The 24254-nt window shown below is 74.5% G+C and carries 17 protein-coding genes; 9 read left to right on the top strand and 8 right to left on the bottom strand.

Features of this window, described 5'->3' with window-relative positions:
* Positions 1-205: 205 nt before the first annotated feature.
* The gene (locus ACFYS8_RS16105; RefSeq protein ID WP_387641298.1) at positions 206-1876 is read left to right on the top strand and encodes an FAD-dependent oxidoreductase; all 1671 of its coding nucleotides are present in this window, start codon (positions 206-208) and stop codon (positions 1874-1876) included.
* 261 nt (positions 1877-2137) lie between these two features.
* Here the strand turns inward: ACFYS8_RS16105 and ACFYS8_RS16100 are convergent, their stop codons facing one another.
* On the bottom strand, positions 2138-2524 hold the full coding sequence (locus ACFYS8_RS16100) for a hypothetical protein (protein ID WP_387641295.1): 387 nt from the start codon (positions 2522-2524) through the stop codon (positions 2138-2140).
* A 430-nt stretch (positions 2525-2954) separates the two neighbouring features.
* On the bottom strand, positions 2955-3443 hold the full coding sequence (locus ACFYS8_RS16095) for a hypothetical protein (protein ID WP_387641292.1): 489 nt from the start codon (positions 3441-3443) through the stop codon (positions 2955-2957).
* A 989-nt stretch (positions 3444-4432) separates the two neighbouring features.
* On the opposite strand from ACFYS8_RS16095, the gene ACFYS8_RS16090 reads away from it, so the two are divergent.
* From ACFYS8_RS16090 to ACFYS8_RS16070, 5 genes are all read left to right on the top strand, one after another.
* Entirely contained in the window at positions 4433-4993 is a 561-nt protein-coding gene (locus ACFYS8_RS16090) for an RNA polymerase sigma factor (RefSeq protein WP_387641289.1), read from the top strand.
* Positions 4990-5808 carry a zf-HC2 domain-containing protein gene (locus ACFYS8_RS16085; protein WP_387641286.1) on the top strand — a complete coding sequence of 273 codons (819 nt, stop codon included), beginning with the start codon at positions 4990-4992 and terminating at the stop codon, positions 5806-5808. Before ACFYS8_RS16090 ends, ACFYS8_RS16085 begins: the two co-directional genes overlap by 4 nt.
* 76 nt (positions 5809-5884) lie before the next feature.
* Positions 5885-6691, top strand: coding sequence for an ABC transporter ATP-binding protein (locus ACFYS8_RS16080; protein WP_387641284.1), 807 nt, complete (start codon positions 5885-5887; stop codon positions 6689-6691).
* On the top strand, positions 6688-8088 hold the full coding sequence (locus ACFYS8_RS16075) for a hypothetical protein (RefSeq protein ID WP_387641282.1): 1401 nt from the start codon (positions 6688-6690) through the stop codon (positions 8086-8088). The genes ACFYS8_RS16080 and ACFYS8_RS16075 overlap by 4 nt, the downstream gene beginning before the upstream one ends.
* Positions 8085-8660 carry a hypothetical protein gene (locus tag ACFYS8_RS16070; protein WP_387641280.1) on the top strand — a complete coding sequence of 192 codons (576 nt, stop codon included), beginning with the start codon at positions 8085-8087 and terminating at the stop codon, positions 8658-8660. Before ACFYS8_RS16075 ends, ACFYS8_RS16070 begins: the two co-directional genes overlap by 4 nt.
* 153 nt (positions 8661-8813) lie before the next feature.
* On the opposite strand, the gene ACFYS8_RS16065 is transcribed toward ACFYS8_RS16070, so the two are convergent.
* The 6 genes from ACFYS8_RS16065 to ACFYS8_RS16040 all read right to left on the bottom strand — a co-directional run bounded on the left by ACFYS8_RS16065 (position 8814) and on the right by ACFYS8_RS16040 (position 16834).
* The gene (locus ACFYS8_RS16065; protein ID WP_387641277.1) at positions 8814-10214 is read right to left on the bottom strand and encodes an MFS transporter; all 1401 of its coding nucleotides are present in this window, start codon (positions 10212-10214) and stop codon (positions 8814-8816) included.
* A gap of 130 nt (positions 10215-10344) precedes the next feature.
* Positions 10345-10815, bottom strand: coding sequence for a hypothetical protein (locus ACFYS8_RS16060; RefSeq protein ID WP_387641275.1), 471 nt, complete (start codon positions 10813-10815; stop codon positions 10345-10347).
* A 110-nt stretch (positions 10816-10925) separates the two neighbouring features.
* Positions 10926-13451 carry a SpoIIE family protein phosphatase gene (locus ACFYS8_RS16055; RefSeq protein ID WP_387641272.1) on the bottom strand — a complete coding sequence of 842 codons (2526 nt, stop codon included), beginning with the start codon at positions 13449-13451 and terminating at the stop codon, positions 10926-10928.
* A gap of 140 nt (positions 13452-13591) precedes the next feature.
* Entirely contained in the window at positions 13592-14206 is a 615-nt protein-coding gene (locus ACFYS8_RS16050) for a TetR/AcrR family transcriptional regulator (RefSeq protein WP_387641269.1), read from the bottom strand.
* Between the two features lie 53 nt (positions 14207-14259).
* On the bottom strand, positions 14260-15837 hold the full coding sequence (locus tag ACFYS8_RS16045) for an AMP-binding protein (protein WP_387642157.1): 1578 nt from the start codon (positions 15835-15837) through the stop codon (positions 14260-14262).
* Between the two features lie 163 nt (positions 15838-16000).
* Complete coding sequence (locus tag ACFYS8_RS16040) at positions 16001-16834, bottom strand: inositol monophosphatase family protein (protein WP_387641267.1); 834 nt, start codon at positions 16832-16834, stop codon at positions 16001-16003.
* Positions 16835-17205: 371 nt separating this feature from the next.
* On the opposite strand from ACFYS8_RS16040, the gene ACFYS8_RS16035 reads away from it, so the two are divergent.
* Genes ACFYS8_RS16035 through ACFYS8_RS16025 form a run of 3 tightly spaced genes read left to right on the top strand, consistent with a single transcriptional unit; the run spans position 17206 to position 24145 of the window.
* Entirely contained in the window at positions 17206-20448 is a 3243-nt protein-coding gene (locus ACFYS8_RS16035) for an FtsX-like permease family protein (RefSeq protein ID WP_387641264.1), read from the top strand.
* Entirely contained in the window at positions 20445-23192 is a 2748-nt protein-coding gene (locus tag ACFYS8_RS16030; protein ID WP_387641261.1) for a hypothetical protein, read from the top strand. Before ACFYS8_RS16035 ends, ACFYS8_RS16030 begins: the two co-directional genes overlap by 4 nt.
* Positions 23189-24145 carry an ABC transporter ATP-binding protein gene (locus ACFYS8_RS16025; RefSeq protein WP_387641259.1) on the top strand — a complete coding sequence of 319 codons (957 nt, stop codon included), beginning with the start codon at positions 23189-23191 and terminating at the stop codon, positions 24143-24145. Before ACFYS8_RS16030 ends, ACFYS8_RS16025 begins: the two co-directional genes overlap by 4 nt.
* Positions 24146-24254 lie beyond the last annotated feature (109 nt).

Genomic DNA, 24254 nt, shown 5'->3' with positions numbered 1-24254 from the left:
CCTGTCGTTTGTTCACATGGGTGCTCGGCCGGCCGGTCGTCGGGTCGGCGGGCGGGTCGTGGTTCGCACTCGATCGTCACGGGGGTGCGGGGGTGGCGCGAGAGTTCGCGGCCATCCGGGCGAAGCACCCTGCGTGGCCGTCGGCGGCGGGGGATGGTTGCGGGGTCTGGCGCATCCAGCGCCCCGCACGGATGGAGCAGGTCTGATGAACACACAGATGGCGGACCGGGTGCCGGTCCTGGTCGCGGGCGGTTCCCTGGTGGGGCTGTCGGCGTCCCTCTTCCTCGGCCGGCTCGGCGTGCCGCACCTGCTGGTGGAACGGCACGCGGAGACGTCCCGGCATCCGCGCGGGCGCGGCAACAACCTGCGGACCATGGAGCTGTTCCGCACCGCCGGGGTGGAGGACGACATCCGGGCGGCCGCGTCGGTGCTGGCCGACAACCACGGCATCCTGCAGGCCGAGACGCTGTCCGGCGGCGAGCAGGAGTGGCTGTTCCGGGAGATCGACCCGGGCGGGGGCCTGGCCAGATTCAGCCCGTCCTCGTGGTGCCTGTGCAGCCAGAACGACCTGGAGCCGGTCCTTCAGCGGCACGCCGCCGAACGCGGCGACGTGCGGTTCAACACCGAACTGGTCTCCTTCGAGCAGGACGCCGACGGGGTGACGGGGCGGCTGCTGGACCGGGCCACCGGCGAGGAACGCGAGGTGCGGGCCGACTATCTGATCGCCGCGGACGGGCCGCGCAGCCCCGTCCGGGAACGCCTCGGCATCGGACAGTCCGGGCGCGGCGACCTGTTCCACAACGTCAGCGTCACCTTCCGGGCCAAGCGGCTGGCGGACGTGGTGGGCGACCGGCTGTTCATCGCCTGCTACCTGACCGACCCCGCGGGCGCGGGCGCGCTGCTGCCGGTCGACAACCGCGAGAAGTGGGTGTTCCACCTGCCGTGGCACCCCGAACGCGGCGAGGCCGTCGAGGACTTCACCGACGCCCGCTGCATCGCGCACATCCGGGCCGCCGCCGGGGTCCCCGACCTCGAGGTGGAAATCACCGGCCGGGCCCCGTGGCACGCCGCCGAACGGGTCGCCGACCGGTACGGCGCCGGACGGGTGTTCCTGGTCGGGGACGCCGCCCACGAGATGCCGCCGACCGGCGCGTTCGGCTCCAACACCGGCATCCAGGACGCCCACAACCTGGCCTGGAAGCTCGCCGCCGTACTGGCCGGCTGGGGCGGGCCCCGACTCCTCGACTCCTACGAGAGCGAACGCCGCCCGGTCGCCGTACAGACCGCGGCCCGGGCCGCGGCCCGCTCCGTCGAGCACCAGCACCCCGGATTCGACGCCGCCCCCGCCGGCGGGCCGCGCACCAACGTCCTGGCCGTGGCGCTCGGCTACCGCTACCCGGAAGGCGCGCTGGTCGGCGCGGACGCCACGGCGGGCGTCGTCCCCGAGCGATTCGCCGCCACCGGCGAACCCGGCACCCGCGCCCCGCACGTATGGCTGCGCGACGCCGCCGGCAAGCGCCTGTCCACCCTCGACCTGTTCGGCGGCGGACCGCTCCTGCTGGCCCCCGCCGAGGGCGGCACGGCATGGCCGGAGGCCGCCCGCAAGGTGGCCGAGCAGACCGGAGTCCCGGTGCGCTGCCTCCTGATCGGCGAGGGCGGCGACCTGCGTCCCGAGCCCCCCGCCGACCTCCCCTCCGGCGCCCGCCCCACCGGCCCGGTCTCCCCCACCACCTGGCCCGAGGCGTACGGGCTGCACCCGGGCGGCGCCGCGCTCGTCCGTCCGGACGGGTTCGTCGGCTGGCGCGCGACCGGAGCCGTGGGCGACCCGGCCGCGGCACTGCTGGTCGGCGTGCGGGGGGTGGCCGGCCTGGCCTGACAGGGCGCGAAATCAGGGGCGCTGGGGTACCCCCAGGCGAAGCCGAGGGGGCGGAACTGCGCGACAAGCGCAAAGCCCGTCCGCAAGGTCGCGATCGAGTGCAGGTCACTGTTCCGCATCGCGATCTTGCTGACGGGTGCCTTCCGCTTCGCGCAGTTCTCCGCCCCGCTCCAGCCCGGGTCCATCGGGGCAGGCGCCGACGGCTGGTCAAGGTACCCGCCGCTTGCCTGCCCGGGCTACTGGTGCGGCGCCGCCTCGTGGTCAGCAGTCCCGAACGGGATCGGTTTCGCTGGTGATGTCGGTGTCCTTCATGAACCCGAGTTGACCGTTGTCGGCAACGGTCATCAGCCAGCGGTTCGGGTGCGGCCCGCCGACCCAGGCCTGGCCGTCCTCCTTGCAGTAGAACCAGCTGGGGTTGGAGTTCATGTAGCCGACGACGGTGGAGGGGTCCGGGTAGAGGTGGTTGTTGCCGACCGTGCCGTAGACCGGAGAGCCGGGCACGTTGTAGCAGTACCACCGGTTGCTCTCACCGGGCCAGCAGTTGTCGGCCGCCGAGGCGGACGGCGCTGCCACGACACCCAGGCTCACGGCGAGGGCGGTGGCGACAACGGCGGCGGTGATCCTGGCGGTTCGGACTTTGCTGAGCACGTCTCACTCCTGGCTGTGTGCCTGCGAACTGACTGGCTCCCAGCGTGCCCGGCAGCCCCGGCGTGTCACACATCCGACATTGCCAGTGACTCAAAGTGATCGGCCTCCAGGGGGACTTGCCCGAACATCGTCGGTCACACACACGAACGTGGGGCAGGTGTTCGCCCGTGGCACACCACCTGTCCGACCTTCACCCTCACCCCGCGGCGCCCGGACGGCGGGGATGTCCTGGCGGACATCGCGAAACCGCCGGCGATCACCAGGAGCAGCTCACTTCGGTGGTACTGGCCGACATTGAACGGGTCCGGCCGGTGCCGCCGGCTGCGCTGCCCCGCGAGCGGTCGTACCGTCACCGCCGACTCGAGCGGCACCTCGGCGGTCACGCTCCAGTCGGCAGGCCGGTTCACCTGCTGTGAGCTACGCCGGGGATTCAACGTGGCGCCGAATCGCCGGGAACGGGAGCGGGCCGGCCCGTGCTCCACGGCTCGGGCACGCCCACTCGCACGTCGAGGTCCCAGAGGACGCACTCCTCGTCCGGCCGGGCAACGAACGACCATGCCACGGCCGTCCGGTGCAGCTGTTCCCGCATCGATCCCGCGCGTCTCGCATCCCCGGGGAGCTCACCGCCCTGGGGATGGTGATGCAGGAACTGCCCGTAGCCTGCCTGACAGAAGGCCGCGTAGCGCGCGGTGCACAGAATCAACCCGTGCCACGCCTCGTCCACAGCGAACGAGGGCATGCCGATGATCTGCTCGTCCAGCAGGGCCGCTCCGCAGCACCGTAGCCACTGTCGCAGCCCGGTCTCGACCAGCTCCCGCGGCCGGAAGGGACAGGTCCTGTAGACGGCAGGGGGAAGTTCAAGCGCGTCGACCGCCGACTGCACACGGTCGAGCCGTCGTGAGAACCGTCCTGAAAGCACGCCGCTTCTCCGTCCTGGATGGCCAAAGAACTACCTCGGCAGCAGGTTCGTGCCGACCGCTCCGGTCCCGACGAGACGTCGGTACGGCTGGGCACTTAGCCTCCGCCGCCGCAACCCCCTCCGCAGCCACCTCCACCTCCCCCGCCACAACCGCCGCCGCCTCCGCAGCCACCTCCGCCGCTGCCGCTGTCCCCGCCGCCGCTGTCTCCGCCGCCGCCGTTGTACCGCGATCGCCTGTTAGCGTCGTCCTGGTTCGAGAGCCAGCTGATGACCGTGACGGCAGCCCAGATGATGCCGGCCCAGATCAGAATCTCCATGAAGGTTATCTACCCATTCCCTTACGAGCGACCGGCTTCCCTTTGGGGAAGTTCGCGGTGCGAGGACCGGGCTGAGTCACATCTGTCGCATCGTCACTTCCTGTGTCACGGGCGACAGTTCATGACCGGTGCCGTGCGGGCCGGGAGGGCGGCGGACGCCTTGGGCGAGGAGCGGGAACCGGAACCGAAATGTCCGACGATGGCCGGTCGAACGGGCTGGTGCGTGACCTCCGAGTAGATGGCCAGGTCGTTGCTGCGGCCGTCTGTCTCGAGTGGCCGACCGGGTGGCGCAAGGCATGCTCCCGCAGTGGCGGACACGGAGCGCGGCGGCGAGGAAGGTCGCGCACGGGCTCGGATTCGCCGAGCTCGGCGCCCGTCTCTTGGTCGAGCTGATCTGACGCCGGGGCTGACCGGCTTCACTTGCGCCCGCGTTCCCGGCCCGGGCCGCTGTGCCTTGCCCAGCCGCCGCCCAAACCTGGGACCCGTTTCCGGCTGGGTGTGCCCGTTGCGGGCCGGGGCCGGGTGGTCGGTCCGGGTGGCCGTCGGGCCGCCGTGGAGGCCGGTCCGGGGCCGGTCGAGGTTGTCCCGCCCCCTGCCACGCCCTGCTGCCAACGTGTGACACGGATCACGCCACATCGAGAACCCGGCCGCGGGTGCTCGCGTCTGGCAGGTGTGAGAGCACGCAGGAGAGCACTGGACGAGCTGGACGAGGAACGTCTGCTCCGGCTGGTCGCCAGGAGCGACCGGGCGGCGTTCGACGAGCTGTACCGGCGCACCGCGCCGTGGCTGGCGGTGCGGTTGCGCCGTCGCTGTGCGGACGAGCAGATCGTCGCCGAGGTGATGCAGGAGACCTATCTCGCGGTGTGGCGCGCGGCGGGCGCTTTCGCCGGCAGCGCGGTGGGCGGGAGCGCCGTCGGCTGGTTGTGGACCATCGCGGCCCGCCGCCTGGTCGACGCCTTCCGCCGCCGCGCGCACCACGCCGAACCGCCGGCCGCCGCGGCCGGGACGGCCATCGCGCCGGCCGCCGAGGACGAGGCGCTGGCCGCGTCGGTCGGCGGCGACGTGGGGGACGCGCTGCGGCGCCTGGCCCCCGAGCTGCGCGCGGTGCTGCAGGCCACCGTCCTCGACGGGCTCTCCGTGCGGGAGGCGGCCGTCCTGCTCAGACTGCCCGAAGGCACGGTCAAGACCCGTGCCCGCCGGGCCCGGATCGCGATGCGGAAGGAACTGGCATGAGCGCGGACCACGCATCGGCGGGGCTGATCGACGCGTATGCGCGAGGTGGCGACGGGCTGCCCGCGGACACCGTCTGGGCCCTGGAGGCGCACCTGGAGGGCTGCGCGCCCTGCCGGGGGCTGCTGGCGGCGGCCGTGCCCGACGCGGCGCCCGGCGTCGCGGCGCTCGTCGGCTCCGTGCACGCCGCGCTGCGGCCGCAGCTGGACGCGGCCCGCCCGGTGCCCGTGCGGCGCCGGACCCGGTGGCTGCCGGCCTGGGCCGCGCCGGCCGCTTCGCCCTGGCTGCTGACCGCCGTCGCGGTGGCACTGCTGGCACTGACGCTGGACTCCGCGGGGCCGCCGGACATGTTCGGCCAGGTGTCGCCGCTGCTGCTGGTGGCGCCCGTGCTGCCGCTGTGCGCGGCCGCCGCCGCCTGGGCGCCCGTCCTCGACCCGGCGCACGAACTGACCGCCGCCACCCCGCGTTCCGGCCTCCCGCTGCTGCTGCGGCGCACCGTCGCCGCACTGGCCGTGGTGCTGCCGGTACTGCTGGCCTCGGGCGGGCTGACCGGGGCGATGACGGCCGCGCAGTGGCTGCTGCCCTCGCTGGCCTTCACCAGCACCGCGCTCGCTCTCGGCAGCGTCGTCGGCGTCGGCCGGGCCGCCGCCGCGCTGGTCGCCGTCTGGGCCGCGGCCGTCGCGGCACCCGTCTGGGCCACCGGCCGCCTGCCGTTCGTGCTACGGCCCGAGCAGCTGCCCGGCTGGGCGCTGCTGCTCGTCCTCGGCGCCGCCACGGTGCTCGCCCGTCGGCGCGCCTACTCCGCACCCCGTACCTGAACCACTCCCTGCCACGCGCCGTCTGGGCCACCAGCGCCGCACCTGACCCACCCCTTTTCCGGAAGGAACCACCTCCATGCCACGCGCCGTCAGCGCGGCCTCCGTCGCGCCCAAAACCCATGCCTGGGAGATCCGGGCCGAGGGCCTGCTCGTCCGGGCCGGACGCAAGAAAATGGCCGTCAATGGCCTCGACCTCGCCCTGGGCACCGGCGCCCACGGCCTGCTCGGCCCGAACGGGGCCGGTAAGACCACCCTGATCCGGGCGCTGGCCACCGTGCTGCGCCCCGCCGGTGGCGAGCTGGAACTGCTCGGCACCGCCGCCGGCCACGCCGACCTTCGGGCGCTGCGCCGCCGGATCGGGTACCTGCCGCAGGACTTCGGGTACTACCGGCGATTCACCGTGCGGGAGTTCGTCGAGTACATGGCCTGGCTGAAGGAGGTCCCGAAGGCCGAGATCCCGGGCGCCGTCCAGCGGGCGGTGGAGCGGGTCGGCCTCGCGGACCGCGCCGATCACCGGATGAAAACGCTGTCCGGCGGCATGGTGCGGCGGGCCGGCATCGCGCAGGCCATCGTGAACGACCCCGACCTGCTGCTGCTGGACGAGCCGACCGCCGGGCTGGACCCGGCGCAGCGGCTGCGGTTCCGCGAGCTGCTGCAGGAACTCGGCCGGGACACCTGCGTGGTGGTCTCGACCCATCTGGTCGAGGACGTCGCCGCCGCCTGCTCCGACGTGGTGCTGTTCGCGGACGGCCGCCTGGTCTTCCAGGGCACCCCGGACGACCTGGCCGCCGCCGGCGGTCCCGAACACCCGGGCGACAGCCCGCTGGAGCGCGGCTACTCGGCGCTGCTCCGCCGCACCGAGCAGCCCGGGGGTATCTGGTGAACGTACGTGTGCTGCGGACCGAGCTGCGTCGCTCGGCCGCCCCGTGGGCCGGGCTGCTGGTGCTCGGCGGCTCGCTGGCGGTCCTGTTCCTGATCGACGGCATCTGGTGGCGCGGCACGGCCGGCTGGACGGCGCAGTGGACGCCGATGGCGATGTGGACGCGCTGGCTGCTGGGTTTCTGGTGGCCGCTGACGGTGGGCGTCGGCGCGCTGTACGGCCTGCGCGACGCCCGCTCGGGAACGGCGGAGCTGTTCGGCACGGTGCCGAAGCCGGCCTGGCGGCGCGCCGCGCTGCCCGCCGGGGCGATGGCCGGGGTCCTGGTGGCCGGGTACGGCGTGGTGGTGACGGCGGGCGCGGTGCAGGTGGCGCTCGGCGACTCCGGGTACCGGACGCTGGGCTGGGTGCCGATCTCGCTGGTGGCGGCGCTCGCCCTGGCGGCGGGAGCGGTGTTCGGCATGGGCGTGGCGAAGACCGTGCCGTCGGTGCTGACCCCGCCCGCGCTGGTGGTGCTCTCGCTGGTGACGGTGGGCACGCTGCGGTTCACCGGCGACGGCGCGGTGCCCGGCGCCACCGTCGCGCCGAACCGGCTCGCCCTGTTCTCCCCGGTGACGGTCGATCCGCGTGAGGCGCTGCTCACCCTGTCCGGCTCCGTCCACCTCGGCCAGACGCTGTGGCTGCTGGGCCTGGCCGCGACCGGTCTCGCCCTGCTGGTCGCCGCGACCCGCCGGAACCGGCTGCTGGCCCTCACCCCGGTGCTGGTGGGCGCGGCGCTGGCGCTGGCGGTGCTGCCCGGCGACGCCCGTCACACGTACGTGGTGGACGCGGCGGCGGCCCGGCCCGTCTGCGACGGTCCGGTGTGCGTGACGACGGCCGACCGGCACCGGCTGCCGGAGCTGTCGGAGCGCGGCGCCGAGGCGCTGCGGATCCTGCACGACGTACTGGGCGACGGGGCGCCGCGGGCGATCCGCGAGGACGCCGAGCCGCGCGCCCTCGGCGACCTGCGACGGATCGACGCCGGGACGATCCTCGTCGACTTCGACGAGCGGGAGTTCGGCCACGCGAGCGGCCGGGACCTCACCCGCGCCCTGGTCGCGCAGGGCCTCGTCCCGACCTGCTACGCCCGCACCGACCGGGAGGGCGGACTGGTCGACGACGCCGCCGCGCAGAGCGTCGCCGCGAGCTGGGCGCTCGGCGAGAGCGCGCTGGTGCCGGTGGAGACCCCGGGCGACAGCTCGTACGACCAGCAGGCCTGGGAGAACGCCCGGGCCGCCTGGACCGCGTTCGCCGCCGCTCCCCCGGCCGAACAGCGCGCCCGGATCGCCGCGCTGCACGACGACGCGCTGTCCTGCTCGACGGACCGCCGCCTGAACGTCCTGGCCGGATCGGAGGCCCGATGAACTGGCTGGTGCTGTACGCCCGTTCACGTCAGGTGCCGCTCTCGGCGGCCGTCGTCGCGGCCGTGGCGCTGAGCGTGTGGGCGCTGGTGGACACCGCCCCGGCGGGCGCGGAGGACCGGGGCACCACCGCGCTCGTGCTGACCGCCAACGTGCTGGCCGCCGTCGTCGGCCTCGGCGGGCAGGACGCGGTGCTCGACCGCACCGCCGCGATCCGCTGGGCGCCACGCCGGGCCGCGCACGTCCTGCTGATCGGCGCCGCCGCCGGCGCGGCCGTGCTGGCCGTGCAGGCCGTCGGACCGGAGCTGGCCTCCGTCTCGGTGGTGGTCCGCGACAGTGCGGGCCTGGCGGGCCTGGCCGCACTCGGCGCGGCCTGCTGGGGCACCACGTACGCGTGGGCGCTGCCGACCGGCTGGCTGGCGTTCACGATGCTGGTTCCGCCACTGGGCGGCGTCCAGGGCCGGGTGGGCATGTGGCTGATCCAGCCGGCCGGGACCACGGCGGCCACCGTGACGGCGTCGGCGCTGCTGGTGGTTGGCACCACGCTCTACGCTGCGGCGGGTCCGCGACGGTAAGCGAAATTGGCGCGCGACAAGCGCAAAGCCCGTCCGCAAGGTCGCGATCAAGTGCAAGTCATTGTCGTGCGTCGCGATCTTGCTGACGGGTGCCTTCCGCTTCGCGCAGTTCCCCGCGCCCCTGTTTTCGCGCCCGCCTGCATTTCGCACCCCTTATGGGCGCAGCGCAGCAATGAGCGCCAGCAGGACGAACGCGATCACCACGGCGAGGCTGAGCTGGAACGCGCCGGGGTAGTCGGCCGGCATGTGCAGGTGCCCGAAAAACGTCGCGCCGACGGTGGCGATGCCGGCCGCGGAGCCGATCCGCTGGGCGGTCTGCAGGACGCCGCCGGCGCTGCCGGCCCGGGCGACGGGTACCTCGTTGAGGGTGAGGGCCTGGTTCGGGGAGACCACCAGTCCGCTGCCGAGGCCGGCCACCAGCAGTGGCAGGGCGGTGGCCCAGCCGACGAACGGGCCGTTGAAGAGGTGGACGGCGAGTGCGGCGAACGCCAGGCCGACGGCGACGGTGGCCAGGCCGACGGCGATCAGCCGTCGGCCGTAGCGGACCACGATCCGGCCGCCGATGGTGGAGGCGACCGCGGAGGCCAGGGCGAACGGGGTGATGGCGAGGCCCGCGTAGAGCGCGCTGTAGCCGCGGCCGGCCTGCAGGTAGAGCGTGAACACGAAGAACACGGCGGTGAATCCGGCGAAGTACAGCAGTGACACCAGCGAGCCGGAGGTGAACGAGCGGGTGCGGAAGAGCGCGGGGTGGACCAGTGGTTCGCGGCTGCGGGCGTACCGGTGTTCCCATCCGGCGAACGCGGCGAGCACCAGCACCGAGGCAGCCAGCAGCAGCCACTTGCGGGGGTCGTGCCACTGGGCCTGGACCAGCGGGAGCAGCAGCAGGACGGTACCGGTGCCGAGCAGCAGCACGCCGACGGGGTCGAAGTCGCGGCGGGCGCAGGTGTCGGGGGTGGGGGCGGGCAGCAGGCGGCCGGCGAACGGGAGGAGGGCCAAGCCGATCGGGAGGTTGACGTAGAACACCCAGCGCCAGCCCTCCTCGGTGCCGAACGCGGCGATCAGCAGGCCGCCGAGCATCGGGCCGACGGCGGTGGAGAAGCCGATGGTGGTGCCGAGCAGGCCGAACGCGCGGGCGCGTTCGCCGCCGCGGAACAGCTGCTGGATGAAGCCGGAGACCTGCGGTACCAGCAGTCCGCCGGACATGCCTTGCAGCAGGCGGGCGACGACCAGCCAGTCCTCGTTCTGGGCGGCGCCGGCCAGCGCGCTGGTGGCGGTGAACGCCGCGAGTCCGGTGAGGAAGACCGGGCGGCGGCCGATCGCGTCGCCGAGCCGTCCGGCGGGGACCAGGACCAGGCCGAACGCCAGCGAGTAGCCGGAGAGCACCCACTGGAGTCCGGCTTCCGACATGTGCAGGCCGGTGCGTACGGACGGCAGCGCGACGTTGACGATCGACACGTCGAGCAGGGTCATGAATCCGGCGGTCAGGCACACCGCGAGGGCCCGCCAGCGGCGTACTCCGGTGGTCGCGCCGCCGACTGTCGTGGGCTGGGCCATACGTGTGTCCTTCCGTCCGGCGCCCGGTCCGGGCGGCGTCCAGTCTGGGCGGCGCGGACGGTGGCGGGCGGGCGGCGCGCCGGGGTGGACGACCGGTCGGCGGACGCCGGGTCGGGCGTCGGGCGGCAGGTCAGGCGTCGGACGGCAGGTCGAGGAGCAGCTGCTGGGCGTCGGCGAAGGCGGCCGGCTCGGCGCCGAGGTCGGTGAGGGTGGTGATGACGACGGCGTCGACGCCGGTCAGCCAGTTGCTGGTCTTGGACTGCACGACCACGGTCTGGATGTGTTCGGTGCCGTCGCACAACACCTGGGTGGGTGAGGTGCGGGTGGAGCCGAAGGCGATGCTGGCGGGGTCCTCGGGGTCGGTCTGTTCGACGGAGGTGTTGAGGGAGCGCGGGCCGTCGGAGGGGGCGCAGGTGTAGGTGAGTTCGACGCGGACCCGGCTGGGGATCTTCGGGTCGATGCTGACCCCGGTGATCCCGATGACGGTCGCGGCGTCGGCGTCGGGGTCCTGGTCTGCGAGGGCGGCGGGCGCGAGGGCGACGGGCACCAGGGCCAGGCCCAGGGCCAGGGCGGTGAGGGCGGTGGGGAGGCGGAGCTGCACGGCGGGGCCTTCCGGACGGAGGGATTTCTCCGACTGTCCGTCAGCCCCGCCGTGCGGGCGAGTCGTGGCCGCCAGGCGGGTGTTGTCCCGGCGTGTCTGCGCGGCGGATGTCAGCCGGGGCGGTAGGGCAGTTCGATCTCCGCCCAGACCACCTTGCCGTTCTTGGTGGGGCGGGTGCCCCAGCGGTGGGCGAGTTCGCTGACCAGGTGGATGCCGCGGCCGCCCTCGTCCTCCTCGGCGGAGCTGCGCAGCCGGGGCGGCTGGCCGCCGGCGTCGGAGACCTCCAGGGTGAGGGTGCGGTCGCGGAACAGGCGCAGCCGGCGGGGGGCGGCGGCGTGCAGCAGGGCGTTGGTGACGAGTTCGCTGACCACGAGTTCGGCGTAGTCGGTGAGGGTGGACAGGCCCCAGCTGTCCAGGGTGGCGCGGGTGAATCGGCGGGCGCGGGCGGGCAGCGGGCCCTCGGTGGGGAGGATCAGGGTGGCGATCTTGTCGGCGGGCACGGGCAGCGCCCGGGCCATGATCATCGCGATGTCGTCCTCGGTGCCGTCGGTGACCAGCGCGGCGAGGGCCGCGTCGCAGCTCTCCTCCAGGGTGCGGCCGGGGGCGGCGAGGGTGCGGGCGAGCAGGTCGATGCCCTCGTCGATGTCGCGGCCGCGGCGTTCGACCAGGCCGTCGGTGTAGAGCGCGAAGGTCGATCCGGGCGGCAGGGTGAACTCGGTGGATTCGAACGCGCCGCCGCCGATGCCGAGCGGGACGCCGGGCGGCAGGTGCATCACGTGGGCGCTGCCGTCGGGGTCGACCCGTACCGGCGGGAGGTGGCCGGCGGAGGCGATCACCACGCTGCGGTCGACGGGGTCGTAGACGGCGCACACGCAGGTGGCGAACTGGCCGTCGCCGATCGCGGAGGCGGTCTCGTCGAGCCGGCCGAGGACCTGTTCGGGCGACAGGTCGAGGGTGGCCAGGGTGCGGGCGACGGTGCGCAGCTGGCCCATGGTGGCGGCGGCCCGGATGCCGTGGCCCATCACGTCGCCGACCACCAGGGCGACCCGTCCGCAGGACAGCGGGACCACGTCGAACCAGTCGCCGCCGACCTCGCTGACCACGCTGGAGGGCAGGTAGCGGTGGGCGATCTCCAGGCCGAGGGTGCGGTGGATCTCCTGCGGCAGCAGGCTGCGTTGCAGGGTGAGGGCGGTTTCGCGTTCGCGCCGGTAGAGGCGGGCGTTGTCGATGGCGAGGGCGGTGCGGGCGACGAGTTCCTCGGCGAGCGAGACGTCGGCGGCGCTGAACGGTTCGGGGTTGCGGGTGCGGATGAACTCGGCGCCGCCGAGCACCATGCCGCGGGCGATCAGCGGCACCAGCAGGTAGGAGTGGATGCCGGCGGCCATGCCGGGGGCGACCCGGTCCTCGCTGGGCACGATGCCGCGCAGCACCTCTTCGTCGACGTGCGGTTTGAACAGCGGGCGGCCGCTGCGCATGCACTGGGTGTAGGTGCGCTCGGCGCCGTACTCGGTGGTGCCGCCGACCTGGTCGGCGGCACCCGTCAGGCTGGTGCCGTAGGCCTCGCCGACGGCCAGCGCGCGGACCTGGACGGCCTTGCCGGGCTGGATCGGGGCGGGTTCCTCGCCGCGCACCACCGGTTCGAGCAGGTCGACGGTGGCGAAGTCGGCGAATCGCGGGATGACCGCCTCGACCAGTTCTTCGGCGGTGCGCTTCAGGTCGAGGGTGGTGCCGATGCGGGCGCTGGCGGAGGCGATCAGCGCGAGGCGTTCCTGGGCGCGGGCGGCGCGGGCCTCGGCCCGGAAGCGCTCGGTGACGTCGATGATCGAGGAGGACACGCCGAGCACCCGGCCGGTGGAGTCCTCCAGCCGGAAGTAGGACGCCGACCAGGCCCGGTCGTGGCGCGGGTCGGCGGGGACGCGGCCGTGCGAGCGGGCGTCTATGACGGGCTTTCCGGTGGCCAGCACCTGCCGCATCACGGCTTCGACCTCGGCGGCGTTGATGCCGGGCAGCACGGTGGTGATCCGCCGGCCGAGGTGCTGCTCGATGGTGAGGCCGTTGATCCGGGCGAGTGCCTCGTTGAGGCGGACGAAGCGCAGGTCGGTGTCGTAGACGGCGAGGCCGATCGGCGACTGGTTGAAGAAACCGTCGAAGACCGCCAGGTCGGACTCCACCTCGTGCAGGGCGTGCACGTCGGAGGCGGTGGCCAGCAGCAGGGTGCGGCCGTCGGGGCCGGCGATCGGGTAGGTGTGGAACTCCAGCTCGACGGTGGAGCCGTCCCGGCGGCGGACCGAGTGGGTGCCGGTCCAGCCGTGGCCGGCCAGCAGTTTGCGGAACACCTTCTCGCCGGTGTCGATCCCGTCGTCGGCGAGCAGCAGCCGGGCGGGGTGCGCGCCGAGGGCCTCGTGGGCGGACCAGCCGGTGAGGGCCTCGGCCTCCTCGCTCCAGTGCAGGATGCGGCCGTCGTCCTGGACCAGCGCGGTGGCCAGTGGGACCAGGCGGTGCCCGGCCAGGCGCGCGGAAGCGTCGCCCGCCGCGTCCCGGCCAGGCGTCTGTTCGAATCCGTGCGTGCTCAGTTGGCCACCTGCCCGGTACCTTCCCCGGTTCTGCCGGTAGTTCCGGCTTCCACCAGACTGCATGGCCTGCCGCACGCCTGCGACTGGTGATCGTGCGGGCGACGTGACCGAAGGTGAGAGTCTCCTCGATCCTGGCCTTTCGGGGCAAGGGGCAGACGGTGATCTGCCGGTGGTCGCCGCCGGTCAGGGGCATGACGGGGCGCTCAGCCGGCGAGTGCGGCGTCCAGCAGGCGGGACCACTGGCGGACGATGCCGGCCCGGCGCGGGCCGTCGTCGGTGAGCAGGTTCGCCAGGCCGAGGCCGCGGGCGAGGTCCAGCGTCGCCTGGACGGTCTCCCGGACGCCGGTGGCGCTCTCGTCGGCGCCCAGGCATTCGACGGCGGCCCGGTGCGCCTCGCGGCCGACGTGGTTCTCCAGGCTGAGGATCCGTTCGCGCAGCGGCTGTTCGGTGGCGGCGGCCACCCATAGGTGCAGGGCGGCCCGGAACAGCGGGCCGGTGTAGAGCCGGACGATCATCTCCACCACCGCCTCGGTGCGCGCCGGCCCGGGCGGCGGCAGCTCCTGGACGTGCGACAGGACGGCGGCCAGCCGCTCGGCGGCGACGTGTTCGACGGCGGCGGTGAACAGGTCCTCGCGGGTGCGGAAGTGGTGCTGGGCGGCGCCGCGGGTGACGCCGGCCCGCTCGGCGACCGCCGCGACGGTGGAGCCGTTCCAGCCGACCTCGGCCAGGCACTCCACCGCCGCCTCCAGCAGCCGGCGGCGGGTGGCGCGGCTGCGGTCCTGCTGGGGGGCGCGCGCGGCGGGGGTGCTGGTCGTCATCGGCGGCTCCTGCTCGGCTGGGCGGGTGTGCGCGTCCCGATCCTGGCAGATCGTCACTTGCCTGCGGCACGGTCCCGCAGTTCGCGGCGGAGGATCTTGCCGCTGGCGGACTTCGGGACGGCGTCCAGGAACTCCACCTCGCGCACCTTCTTGTACGGGGCGACCCGGCGGGCCACGTACTCGATGACCTCCTGCTCGGCGAGTTCGCAGCCGAACGCGGGCACCACGTACGCCTTGGGACGTTCGGTGCCCTCGGCGTCGGTGACGCCGATCACCGCGGCGTCGGCGATCGCGGGGTGGGTGAGCAGCAGGGCCTCCAGTTCGGCGGGGGCGACCTGGTAGCCCTTGTACTTGATGAGCTCCTTCACGCGGTCGACCACGTACAGGTAGCCGCCGCTGTCGACGTGGCCGACGTCGCCGGTGTGCAGCCAGCCGTCGGCGTCGACGGTGGCGGCGGTGTCGGAGTCCCGGCCGAAGTAGCCCTTCATCACCTGCGGGCCGCGGAACAGCAGTTCGCCGTCCTCGCCGGGGCCGAGGTCGCGGCGCGGCTCGTCGCAGGACAGCACCCGCAGTTCGGTGCCGGGGACGAGGCGGCCGACGGTGCCGGCCGGCGGGTTGGGGTCGTGCGGCGGGACGACGTGGGTCACCGGGGAGAGTTCGGTCATGCCGTAGCCCTGGAGCAGGTGCGGCAGGCCGAGGCGACGGGCGCAGGCGGCGGCGAGTTCGGCGTCCAGCGGGGCGGCGGCGCTGAGCACGTAGCGGACGGAGGACAGGTCGAAGCGGTCCACCAGCGGGTGCTTGGCCAGTGCGAGGGCGATCGGCGGGGCCACGTACACCCCTTCGATGCGGTGGTCCTGGATGGCGGTCAGGAACTGCTCCAGGTCGAAGCGGGGCAGCACGACGATGGTGGAGCGGGCTCGCAGGGGGCGGTTGAGCAGCGCGGTGAGGCCGTAGATGTGGAAGAACGGCAGGACGGCGAGGATGCGTTCGCCGGGGGCGGTGCGCAGCAGCGCGTCGGTCTGGGCGAGGTTGGTGGAGACCGAGCGGTGGGTGAGCATCACGCCCTTGGGCAGGCCGGTGGTGCCGCTGGAGTACGGGAGCACGGCGAGGTCGTTGGCCGGGTCGAGTTCGGGTGCCGGTTCGGGGGCGTCGGCGGCGGCGAGGTCGGCGAGCGAGCGGTGGCCGTCCGCCCCGTCGCAGACGAAGATCTCGGCGACGGGGTGGGTGGCGGCGGCCTCCTGGGCGACCGGCAGGAACGCGGCGATGGTGATGATCCAGCGGGCCCCGGAGTCGCGGAGCTGGTCGGCGAGTTCGGTGGCGGTGGCGAGCGAGCTGACGGGGGTGACGGTGGCGCCGGTGCGGGTGGTGCCGTAGAACGCCATCGGGTAGGCCACGGTGTTCGGGCTGAACAGCGCCACCACCTCGCCCTTGCCGACGCCTGCGGCGGCCAGCCCGGCGGCGATCCGGCGGCTGCCCGCGTCCAGCTCGCGGTAGCTGACGGTCCGTCCGGTCAGCGCGTCGACCAGGGCGGGCAGTTCGGCGTGCTCGCCGGTGGCGCAGTCGCCGAGGACGGCGTCGTGGATGGGCCGGTCGAGCGGGGCGACGGTCGGGTAGTCGCTGTGGAACACCATGCGGGCCTCCGGGGCGGGCTCGGCGGGCGGGAGTGACGGCGCGGTGCGGTGCATCGGTGCTGGTGGTACGCGTGTGTGTCGCCGGCCAAGACTGCCGGGGCGGGGAGGGGCGCGGGCAGGGCGCGTGGCGGGCTTACGGGGTCGCGCGGCGGTGCTGGTGGTCCTAGCGGTGCTGGTGGTCCTGGCGGTACTGGCGGTCGATCAGGTCGAGCAGGCGGGCGTGGGTGTCCGGGTCGGCGGCGACCAGCAGGCCGCCGTCGCCGCTGTGCAGGGGCTTGCCGCGCAGGTCGGTGACGGTGCAGCCAGCCGCTTCGCACAGCGCGAGGCCGGCGGCGAAGTGCACGCTGTCGGCGAGGTGTCCGTCGGTGATGTAGGCAGCGCGCCGGCCGGCGGCGACCCAGGCGACGGCGAGCGTGCTGGAGACCACCCGGGGGCGGAACGCGGCTTCGAAGTCGGGGTCGGTGAGCAGGTGCGCGGCGCGGAACTCGGCGGCGTTCGGGTACGGCGGGTCGAGGTTGAGGTCGACCAGGTGGGACTCGGCGGACGGGACGAGCGGGGTGTCCTGGCCGTCGTGGCGGACGTAGGCCCGCTCGCCGTCGGTCCAGTAGGTCTCGCCGGTGTACGGGTCGGCGGTGGCGGCGGCGACCGTCCGGCCGTCGGCGCGCAGGGCGACGTTGACGGCCACCAGGTGGGTGCCGACGGCGTAGTTGAGCGTGCCGCAGAGCGGGTCGATCAGCCAACGCCGGTCGGCGTCCGCCGCGCCGGTGCGGCCGCTCTCCTCGCCGGTGAACGCGTCGCCGGGGCGGGCGGCGCGCAGCAGGTCGAGGATGGCGCCCTCGGCGGCCAGGTCGGCGGCGGTGGCGAAGTCGCCGCCGCCCTTGTGGTGCCGTTCGGCGGTGGCCCAGGACTGGGCGCGAACCGCCTCGGCGCCGGCCTCGGCGGCCCGGCGGGCGAGGTCCGCGTCGGTGCGCTCGTCGGACTTGTACGTGATCGGCATGGCGGGAGCGTAACCGCCCGTGCCGGTGCAGTCCGATGATCCGCCGAATGTGACCGCGCACCGGTGCGCAGAGGCCGCCCGCGACGGCGTCCGGGGCGCCTGCCCGTTGGACGTCGGCACCGGAGCGGGATCAGGCGGCCGCACCCGCCGCGCGCGGCAGCTCCAGCACGGCCAGCCCGGTCTCGGAGGGCGGCTTTCCGGAGCTGCCGGTTCCGTCATCTCACTTGCCCTCATTGGCAGTTGGGCGCGGATGTCCTCGATTCTGCTCACTCTGACAACGGTTCGCGCAAGCCCCTTCCACTGCCCGATCCCATCTGACAGAGTCGTCCGCCATCCGGTACACGCTGACCGGAACGGGGGTACGGGGAACAATGTTTGGCTTTGTGCTGCGCCGACTGCGCGGGCGGCTGCCGCTGGCTGCCGCCGTGCTGTTCACGGTGCTGATCACCACCACCGTGCTGACCGCCCTGGTGGCCTTCAACCGCACCGCCGCCGAGGCCGGCCTGCGCCGGAATCTCGACGGCGGCAACCGGGTCGGTGTGGTGCTGAGTGCCGACGACGCGGTGGACGCCCGGGTGGCGGACGACGCGAAGGCCGCCGCGCTCGGCACCCAGCTGTTCAACGGGCTGCCGGTCGCCACGCAGTCGCTCGCGCTCAGCCGCGCGTACGGGCTGCCCGGACTGTCGAACGCCCAGGACCCGGACCTGACGGTGCTGGCCTCGCTGGACCGCGGCCGGCTGAAGCTGGCGGCCGGCCAGTGGCCGACCGCCAAGGGCGCCCCCGCGGGCCCCGACACCGCGGGGACGGTCCAGGCCGCCGTGCCGGAGAGCTCCCTGAGCCGGCTGGGCCTGACCGACGGCGCGCTGCCCGCCAAGGTCACGCTGTCCGACCGGTACGGCGGCCGCCCGCTCACCGTCGAGGTCACCGGCGCCTACCAGGTCGCCGACCGGGAGGCACCGTACTGGCGGCTCGACCCGCTCGGCGGCCGCGAGATCCAGGTCAAGGGCTTCACCACGTACGGGCCGATGGCGGTGGACGACGGCCTCTTCACCTCCGGCCTGCTGCCGCAGGGCAGACGAAGCCTGCTGCTGACCGCCGACTTCTCCGCCGCCGACCCGGAGCGCGTCGACCAGGTCCGGGCCCGCGCCGACAAGCTGCCCGACCTGGTCAGGCACTACAGCGCCGGCCTCCAACCGCAGACCGAACTGCCGGCCCTGCTCGGCGAGTTACACTCGGCGACGCTGGTCGCCCGTTCCAGCCTGCTGATCGGGGCGCTGCAACTGGCGGTGCTGGCCGCGGCCGCGCTGCTGCTGGTGGTGCACCTGGTGGCGGACCGGCAGCGCCCGGAGAACGCCCTGCTCACCTCACGCGGCGCGACCCGGCGGCAACTCGCCGCCTGGACGGCCGTCGAGGCGCTGCTGCTCGCCCTGCCCGCCGCGGTACTCGCCCCGCTGCTGACCGGACCGGTGCTGTGGCTGCTGACCGCGTGGGGCCCGCTGGCCGGGATGCCGCTGGAGCACACCGACACCACCGTCCGGTGGCCGGTGGCCGCGGCCTGCGCGCTGGCCTGTGTCGCGCTCACCGCCCTGCCCGCCGTGCTGCGGCGCGACGCCGACCGGGTGGTGTCGCGCCGGCAGGCCGTGGTCAGCACCGTGGCCCGCTCCGGCGCCGACCTGACCCTGCTCGCCCTGGCCGTGATCACCTACCAGCAGCTGGCCGCCCGCACCGGCGGCCTCTCGGCGGACGCCGCCGGGCAGCTGGGCATCGACCCGGTGCTGGTCGCGGCACCCACCCTGGCACTGTGCGCGGGAACGCTGCTGGTGCTGCGGGTGCTGCCGTTCGCGGCCCGGCTCGGGGCCCGCCTGGCCGCCCGCGGCCGCGCGCTCGGCCCGGCGCTCGCCGGCTGGCAGCTGGCCCGCCGCCCCGGCCGGGCGAACGGCCCGGTGCTGCTGCTGGTGCTGGCCGTCGCCACCGGTGTGCTGGCGCTCGGTCAGCACGCCGCCTGGCGCGACTCGCAGCGCGACCAGGCCGACTTCGCCTCGGCGGGCGGCCTGCGGATCCAGGCCTCCGGGCTGCCCGCGCTCGGCCAGGGCGGCCGGTATTCGGCGCTGCCCGGCGGCGACCGGCTGCTGCCGGTCGCCGAGTTCGACCAGTGGCTCCCGGGCGACAAGCGGGGCCGGGTGCTGCTCACCGACACCGCCCGCGCCGCCACCGAACTGCACGTCCGGCCCGACCTGTTCGGCGGCCGGCCCGCCACCGAGCTGTTCGCGCCGCTGGCCGAACCGCAGCCGACCGGTATGAAGCTGCCCGGAAAGCCGGCCCGGATCGACCTGACCGTGGCGGTCCGGATCGGCGTCGGCCTCCCGCTCCCCGAGTGGATGCCGCAGCCGGCGGCGCCCTTCGTCTGGCTGAACCTGCGGGACGGCTTCGGCGCGGCCTACCGCATCCTGATGCCGCAGCTCCCGAACCAGGGCGAGGCCACCGTCTCGGTCGACCTCGGCCCGCAGACCGCCGCCCCGCTCGGCTCGATCGCCGCGCCGCTGACCCTGACCGGCTTCGAGCTGACGTACGGCTCCAGCACGGGCTTCACCACCAACGAACTGACGATCCGACAACTGGCCGTCTCCGACACCGCAGCCGGACCGGCCACGCCCGTCCCGGCGCCCCCCGGCTCCTGGAGCGCCGCGGACGGCTCCGCGGCCCGGGTGACCGACGACCCCGCCGGGAACCGGCTGCCGACCGTCTCCTACACCTCGAACGCATCCGGCAGCTCGGTCCGGCACGACGCCATTCGCGCCCTGGTGCTCCCCCCTGGCGACACCGGGACCGGCCCGGAGGTCAAGGCCCTGGCCACCCGCACGTACCTGACGGACTCCGGCGCCAAGGTCGGCGACCTGATCAAGGTCCAGCTCGGCAGCACCAGCATGCCGGTGCGGATCACCGGCCAGGTCGAGGCGCTGCCCGTGTACGGCGACACCGGCCTGCTGCTCGACCTGGCCGGCACCCACCGCTGGCTGACCGAGCGGGGCGCCCAGGTCCCGCCCGTCACCGAGTGGTGGCTGCCCGCCACCGGCACCGGCGACCGCACCCCCGCCGAGGCCGCCGCCGCCCTGCGCGCCGGACCGACCGCCCAGCAGCTGACCCTCCGCGAGGAGGACGCCGCCGCCCATTCCGGCGACCCGCTGAGCGCCGCCCCGCAGAGCGCGCTGGCCGCACTGGCGGTGGCCGCCGCCGTCCTCGCCACCATCGGCTTCGCCGCCGCCGCGGCCGCCTCGGCGAGCGAACGGGCCGGCGAATCGGCCGTACTGCTCGCCCTCGGCACGCCCCGACGGCTGCTGCGGCGCACCGCCACCGCCGAACAGGTCGTGCTGGTCGGCATCGGCACCGGCGTCGGGCTGCTGCTCGGAACGGTCCTGGTCCACCTGGTGGTGCCACTGGTGGTGCTCACCCCGGCGGCCCGCCCGCCGGTTCCCGGGGTCCTGGTCGGGCTGCCGCTCGGCCAGACGCTGGCCTTGGCGGCCGGGACCGCCGCCCTGCCCCTGCTGTCCGCCTTCCTGGTCGGCGGTCGCCGCCGGGACGTGGGCGCCCGGCTCCGGTTCGTGGAGGACAATTGAGCACCCCGGCCCCCTGGGTCCGCACCCGGCTGCGCACCGCGCCAGTGGCGGCCCTGCTCGCCGCCGCCCTGGCGTTCACCGTGGTCTTCCTGTCCGCCGCGCTGCCCCTGGCCAAGGACCGCGGCGCGGACGGCGCGCTGCGCAGCTACCTGCGCACGGCCGGTCCGGCCGCCACCGGCGTGCAGGTCGCCGCCCCCGTTTCCCGGGCGATCGACCCGGCGCAAGTGCTCGACGTCGCCGCGGGCCGACTCGCCCAATCCGTCGGCCCGGTGCTCCCGCTCGACCCGAGCGGCCCGGTCTACGGGCGCCGGGGCACCCAGCCGCGTTCGCTGGCCGACGCGCCGGGCGAGCCCCCGCTGACCCGCCCCGACAGCGTCCCGCCCGAGATCGCCGTGCAGTACCAGCACGGGGCGCGCGAGCACCTGAAGCTGACCTCCGGTCAGTGGCCGGGCGCCGCCACGGAGAGCGAGCCGATCCCCATCGCCGTGTCGGAGGCCACCGCCAGGACCCTCGGACTCCGGCTCGGCTCGGTGTACGACGGCGGCCGGTCGGTGATGGACCGCACCGGCCCGCCGCCGCCCCAGCAGGTCCGGGTGGTCGGCCTGTACACCGTCGACGACCCGTCGGACCCGTTCTGGGCCGAGATCGGCTGCGCGCTCAAGGCGTGCCTGAACCTCACCCCCGGCAGCGGCCCGGGGGAACCCCCGTTCCCGTACTGGTACGCCGTCGCGCTGACCGGCCCCGAGGCCGCGCCGCTGGTGGCCACCTGGGGCCACGGGGCCGAGGACTACTGGCGGCTGCCGGTGCGGGTGGACGCGCTGCGGGCCGACCGGCTCCAGCAGACCTCCTACGACCTCGCCGCGGTCACCGCAGGGCCGGTCTCCATCAAGATGACCAACGCCCTCGCGCGGGAGAACGTCCGGATCACCTCCCAGCTGCGCACCATGATCGACCGCGCCCTGAAGCGGCAGCGCGCCATCGACTCGCTCGCCGAGGTCGGCCCCGCCGGCGCGGCCGGGGTCGCCGCCGTGGTGCTCTGCCTCGCCGCGGCACTGAGCACCGAACGGCGCACGGCCGAGCTGCGACTGCTGCTGGCCCGCGGTGCCGGAGTCCGCGGGATCTTCCAACGGCTGCTCGGCGAAAGCGCGTTGACCGTGCTGCCGGCCGCCGCGCTCGGCGCGCTGCTCGCCTTCACCCTGCTGCCCACCCCGCGCTGGCTGCCCGCCGCCGTCGCGGCCGGCTCGGTGACCCTGCTCGCCCTGCTGGCCTTCCCGGTCCGGGCGGCGCTGCTGCTCCGCGACAAGGCCGGCAGCGGCTTCTCCGGACGCCGCCGCCTGATGGCCGAACTCGCCGTGCTGGCCACCACCGCGGCCGCCGTCACCCAGGTCGTCCGACGCGGGGTGGCCCCGGCCGGCGGAGGGGTGGACCTGCTGCTGGTGGCCGCCCCGCTGCTGCTGGCGCTGACCGGCGCGCTGCTGCTGGCCCGGATCCAGCCCGTCGTGATCGGGCTGCTGGCCCGCTGGTCCGGGCGGTGGCCCGGCGCCATCGGCTTCCTCGGCCTGGCCCGCGCCGCCCGCGGCAGCGGCGGCCCGCGCTCGCGTCCCTCGGTGCTGCCGCTGCTCGCCCTGGTGCTGGCGGTGACCTGCGGCGCGATCGGCGCCACCGTGCTGAGCTCGGTGGCCGGCAAGCGCGCCACGGCCGCCCGGTACAACATCGGCGGCGACGCCCAGGTCGACGCCCCGTTGGGCAGCGCGCTGCCGGACGCCTTCCTCTCCGCCGCCGACCGGCTGCCCGGCGTGGACGTCTCGCTGCCGGTCTGGACCGTGGACGACGTGACCCTGTCGTTCGGCAACGGCTATTCGGCCCGGGTCAACGTGCTGCTGGCCGACCCGGTCAAGTACGCGAAGCTCGCCGAAGCCGCCGGGCGGGGCCGGTTCGACCCGGCGGTCTTCACCGCCCAACCGGACAACTCGATGCCCGCCCTGTTCAGCAGCGACCTGCCGAACGGCACCTTCAACCTCCGGCTGGGAGGCGGCGAGGCGGTCCCGGTCCACCCCGTCGCCGTCGCCGACGGCACCCCCGCCCTGAACGGGACGGCCGGCACCACCGTGCTGCTGCCGCTCGGCCCGGCCACCGACCTGCTGCCGCGATTCGGCGCCGCGAAGAAGTGGATGGCCACCGGTCACCTCGACGACGCCCAACTGCGCGCGCTGGCCCTGCAGTACCTCGGGCCGCCCGCCACCGACATCAGACCGGGCCACGTGGTGCGGACCGTGACCGGCGAGGCCGCCGCACTCGGCGACGACCCGCTGCAGGCCTCCGCCGAGCGGATGTTCTGGGTCGCAGTCGCTGCCACCGCGCTGTTCGCGGTGCTCTCGGTCCTGCTCACGCTGTTCCGCGCCGGACCCGAACGGGCCGCGACCCTGGCCCGGCTGCGCACCATGGGCCTGCGGCCCCGGCAGGGGCTGGCGCTGATCCTCACCGAAGCACTGCCGCAGTCCCTGGTCGCCGCCCTCGGCGGGGCACTCACGGCCGTGTGCGGCGTCCTGCTGCTCGGCCCCGCCGTCGACCTCGCCCCACTCGTCGGCGCCGACACCCCCACCGGGCTGCGGCTCACCACCGCACCGATCCTTCAACAGGCCGTCGGGCTGGCCCTGCTGGCCGCCCTCGCGGTGCTGGCCGAGGCCGCCGTCACCGCCCGCCGCCAGATCACCACCGAGCTACGAGCGGGAGACACCCAATGAGCACTCCGCCCCCGAGCCTGGACGAGCTCCGCACCAAGGCCCTGGCCGCCTCCGCACCCCGGACCGTCCGAACCGACGTCGCGATCAACTGCGAACGACTGGTCCGGATCTTCAGCACCGACGGCATCGAGGTCCAAGCCCTCCAAGGCCTCGACCTCACCGTCGACCAGGGCGACCTCGTAGCCCTCGTCGGCGCGTCCGGCAGCGGCAAATCCACCCTGCTGAACGTGCTCGCCGGACTCGACACCCCCACCGCCGGCAACGCCACCGTCGCCGGCCGCGACCTCCTCACCATGACCCCCAAGGACCGGCTGAGCTACCGCCGCGAGGTGGTCGGCTTCATCTGGCAGCAGACCGCGCGCAACCTGCTGCCGTTCCTCACCGCCGCCCAGAACGTCGCCCTGCCGATGGAGCTCCGCTCCGGCCACCGCGCCGCCAAACGGCAGCGCGGCCGCGTCACCGAACTCCTGGAGGCCCTGGACATCGCCGAGCTGGGCCACCGCCGCCCCGCCGAACTCTCCGGCGGCCAGCAGCAGCGCGTCGCCATCGCCGTCGCACTCGCCAACGACCCCGCCGTGTTGCTCGCCGACGAACCCACCGGCGAACTCGACTCCGAGACCGCCGTCGGCATCTTCGAAGCGTTCCGCACCGTCAACCGCGAACTCGGCACCACCGTCGTCGTCGTCACCCACGACCCGATGGTCGCCGGCGAAGTCCGCCGCACGGTCGCCATCCGCGACGGCCGCACCAGCAGCGAAGTCCTCCGCCGCACCATCACCGACGAACACGGCCAAGAGACCGTCAGCGAACGCGAATACGTCATGCTCGACCGCACCGGCCGCATCCAGCTCCCCGCCAAGTTCCTCGCCGCCCTCGGCATGGAACACCGGGTCGCCGCCGACCTCGCCGCGGACCACATCGCCCTCCACCCGGACGACACCGACCAGGACTAACCGCTGGGCGGCGCAGCGCAGTTGGGGTGTGGCCGAGGTGGTGGCGGGCGGTGCGGGCGGTGGGCTTCGCCGGGCCGTGGTCGCGGCTTCCGGATCCGCCCGAGCGCCC

Origin of the sequence: Kitasatospora sp. NPDC004615 (assembly GCF_042873545.1) — a bacterium.
Taxonomy (GTDB): Bacteria; Actinomycetota; Actinomycetes; order Streptomycetales; family Streptomycetaceae; genus Kitasatospora.
The sequence above is the reverse complement of the archived record's forward strand: the minus strand, read 5'-3'. Positions and strand labels throughout refer to the sequence as shown.

Excerpts from the sequence above, each read along its gene's own strand:
- ACFYS8_RS16085 (WP_387641286.1), top strand. The coding sequence starts at position 4,990 with ATGAGCGCGGACCACGCATCGGCGGGGCTGATCGACGCGTATGCGCGA.
- ACFYS8_RS16055 (WP_387641272.1), bottom strand. The coding sequence starts at position 13,451 with ATGCAGTCTGGTGGAAGCCGGAACTACCGGCAGAACCGGGGAAGGTAC.
- ACFYS8_RS16025 (WP_387641259.1), top strand. The coding sequence starts at position 23,189 with ATGAGCACTCCGCCCCCGAGCCTGGACGAGCTCCGCACCAAGGCCCTG.
- ACFYS8_RS16105 (WP_387641298.1), top strand. The coding sequence starts at position 206 with ATGAACACACAGATGGCGGACCGGGTGCCGGTCCTGGTCGCGGGCGGT.
- ACFYS8_RS16045 (WP_387642157.1), bottom strand. The coding sequence starts at position 15,837 with ATGGTGTTCCACAGCGACTACCCGACCGTCGCCCCGCTCGACCGGCCC.
- ACFYS8_RS16050 (WP_387641269.1), bottom strand. The coding sequence starts at position 14,206 with ATGACGACCAGCACCCCCGCCGCGCGCGCCCCCCAGCAGGACCGCAGC.
- ACFYS8_RS16080 (WP_387641284.1), top strand. The coding sequence starts at position 5,885 with ATGCCACGCGCCGTCAGCGCGGCCTCCGTCGCGCCCAAAACCCATGCC.
- ACFYS8_RS16065 (WP_387641277.1), bottom strand. The coding sequence starts at position 10,214 with ATGGCCCAGCCCACGACAGTCGGCGGCGCGACCACCGGAGTACGCCGC.
- ACFYS8_RS16070 (WP_387641280.1), top strand. The coding sequence starts at position 8,085 with ATGAACTGGCTGGTGCTGTACGCCCGTTCACGTCAGGTGCCGCTCTCG.
- ACFYS8_RS16040 (WP_387641267.1), bottom strand. The coding sequence starts at position 16,834 with ATGCCGATCACGTACAAGTCCGACGAGCGCACCGACGCGGACCTCGCC.
- ACFYS8_RS16035 (WP_387641264.1), top strand. The coding sequence starts at position 17,206 with ATGTTTGGCTTTGTGCTGCGCCGACTGCGCGGGCGGCTGCCGCTGGCT.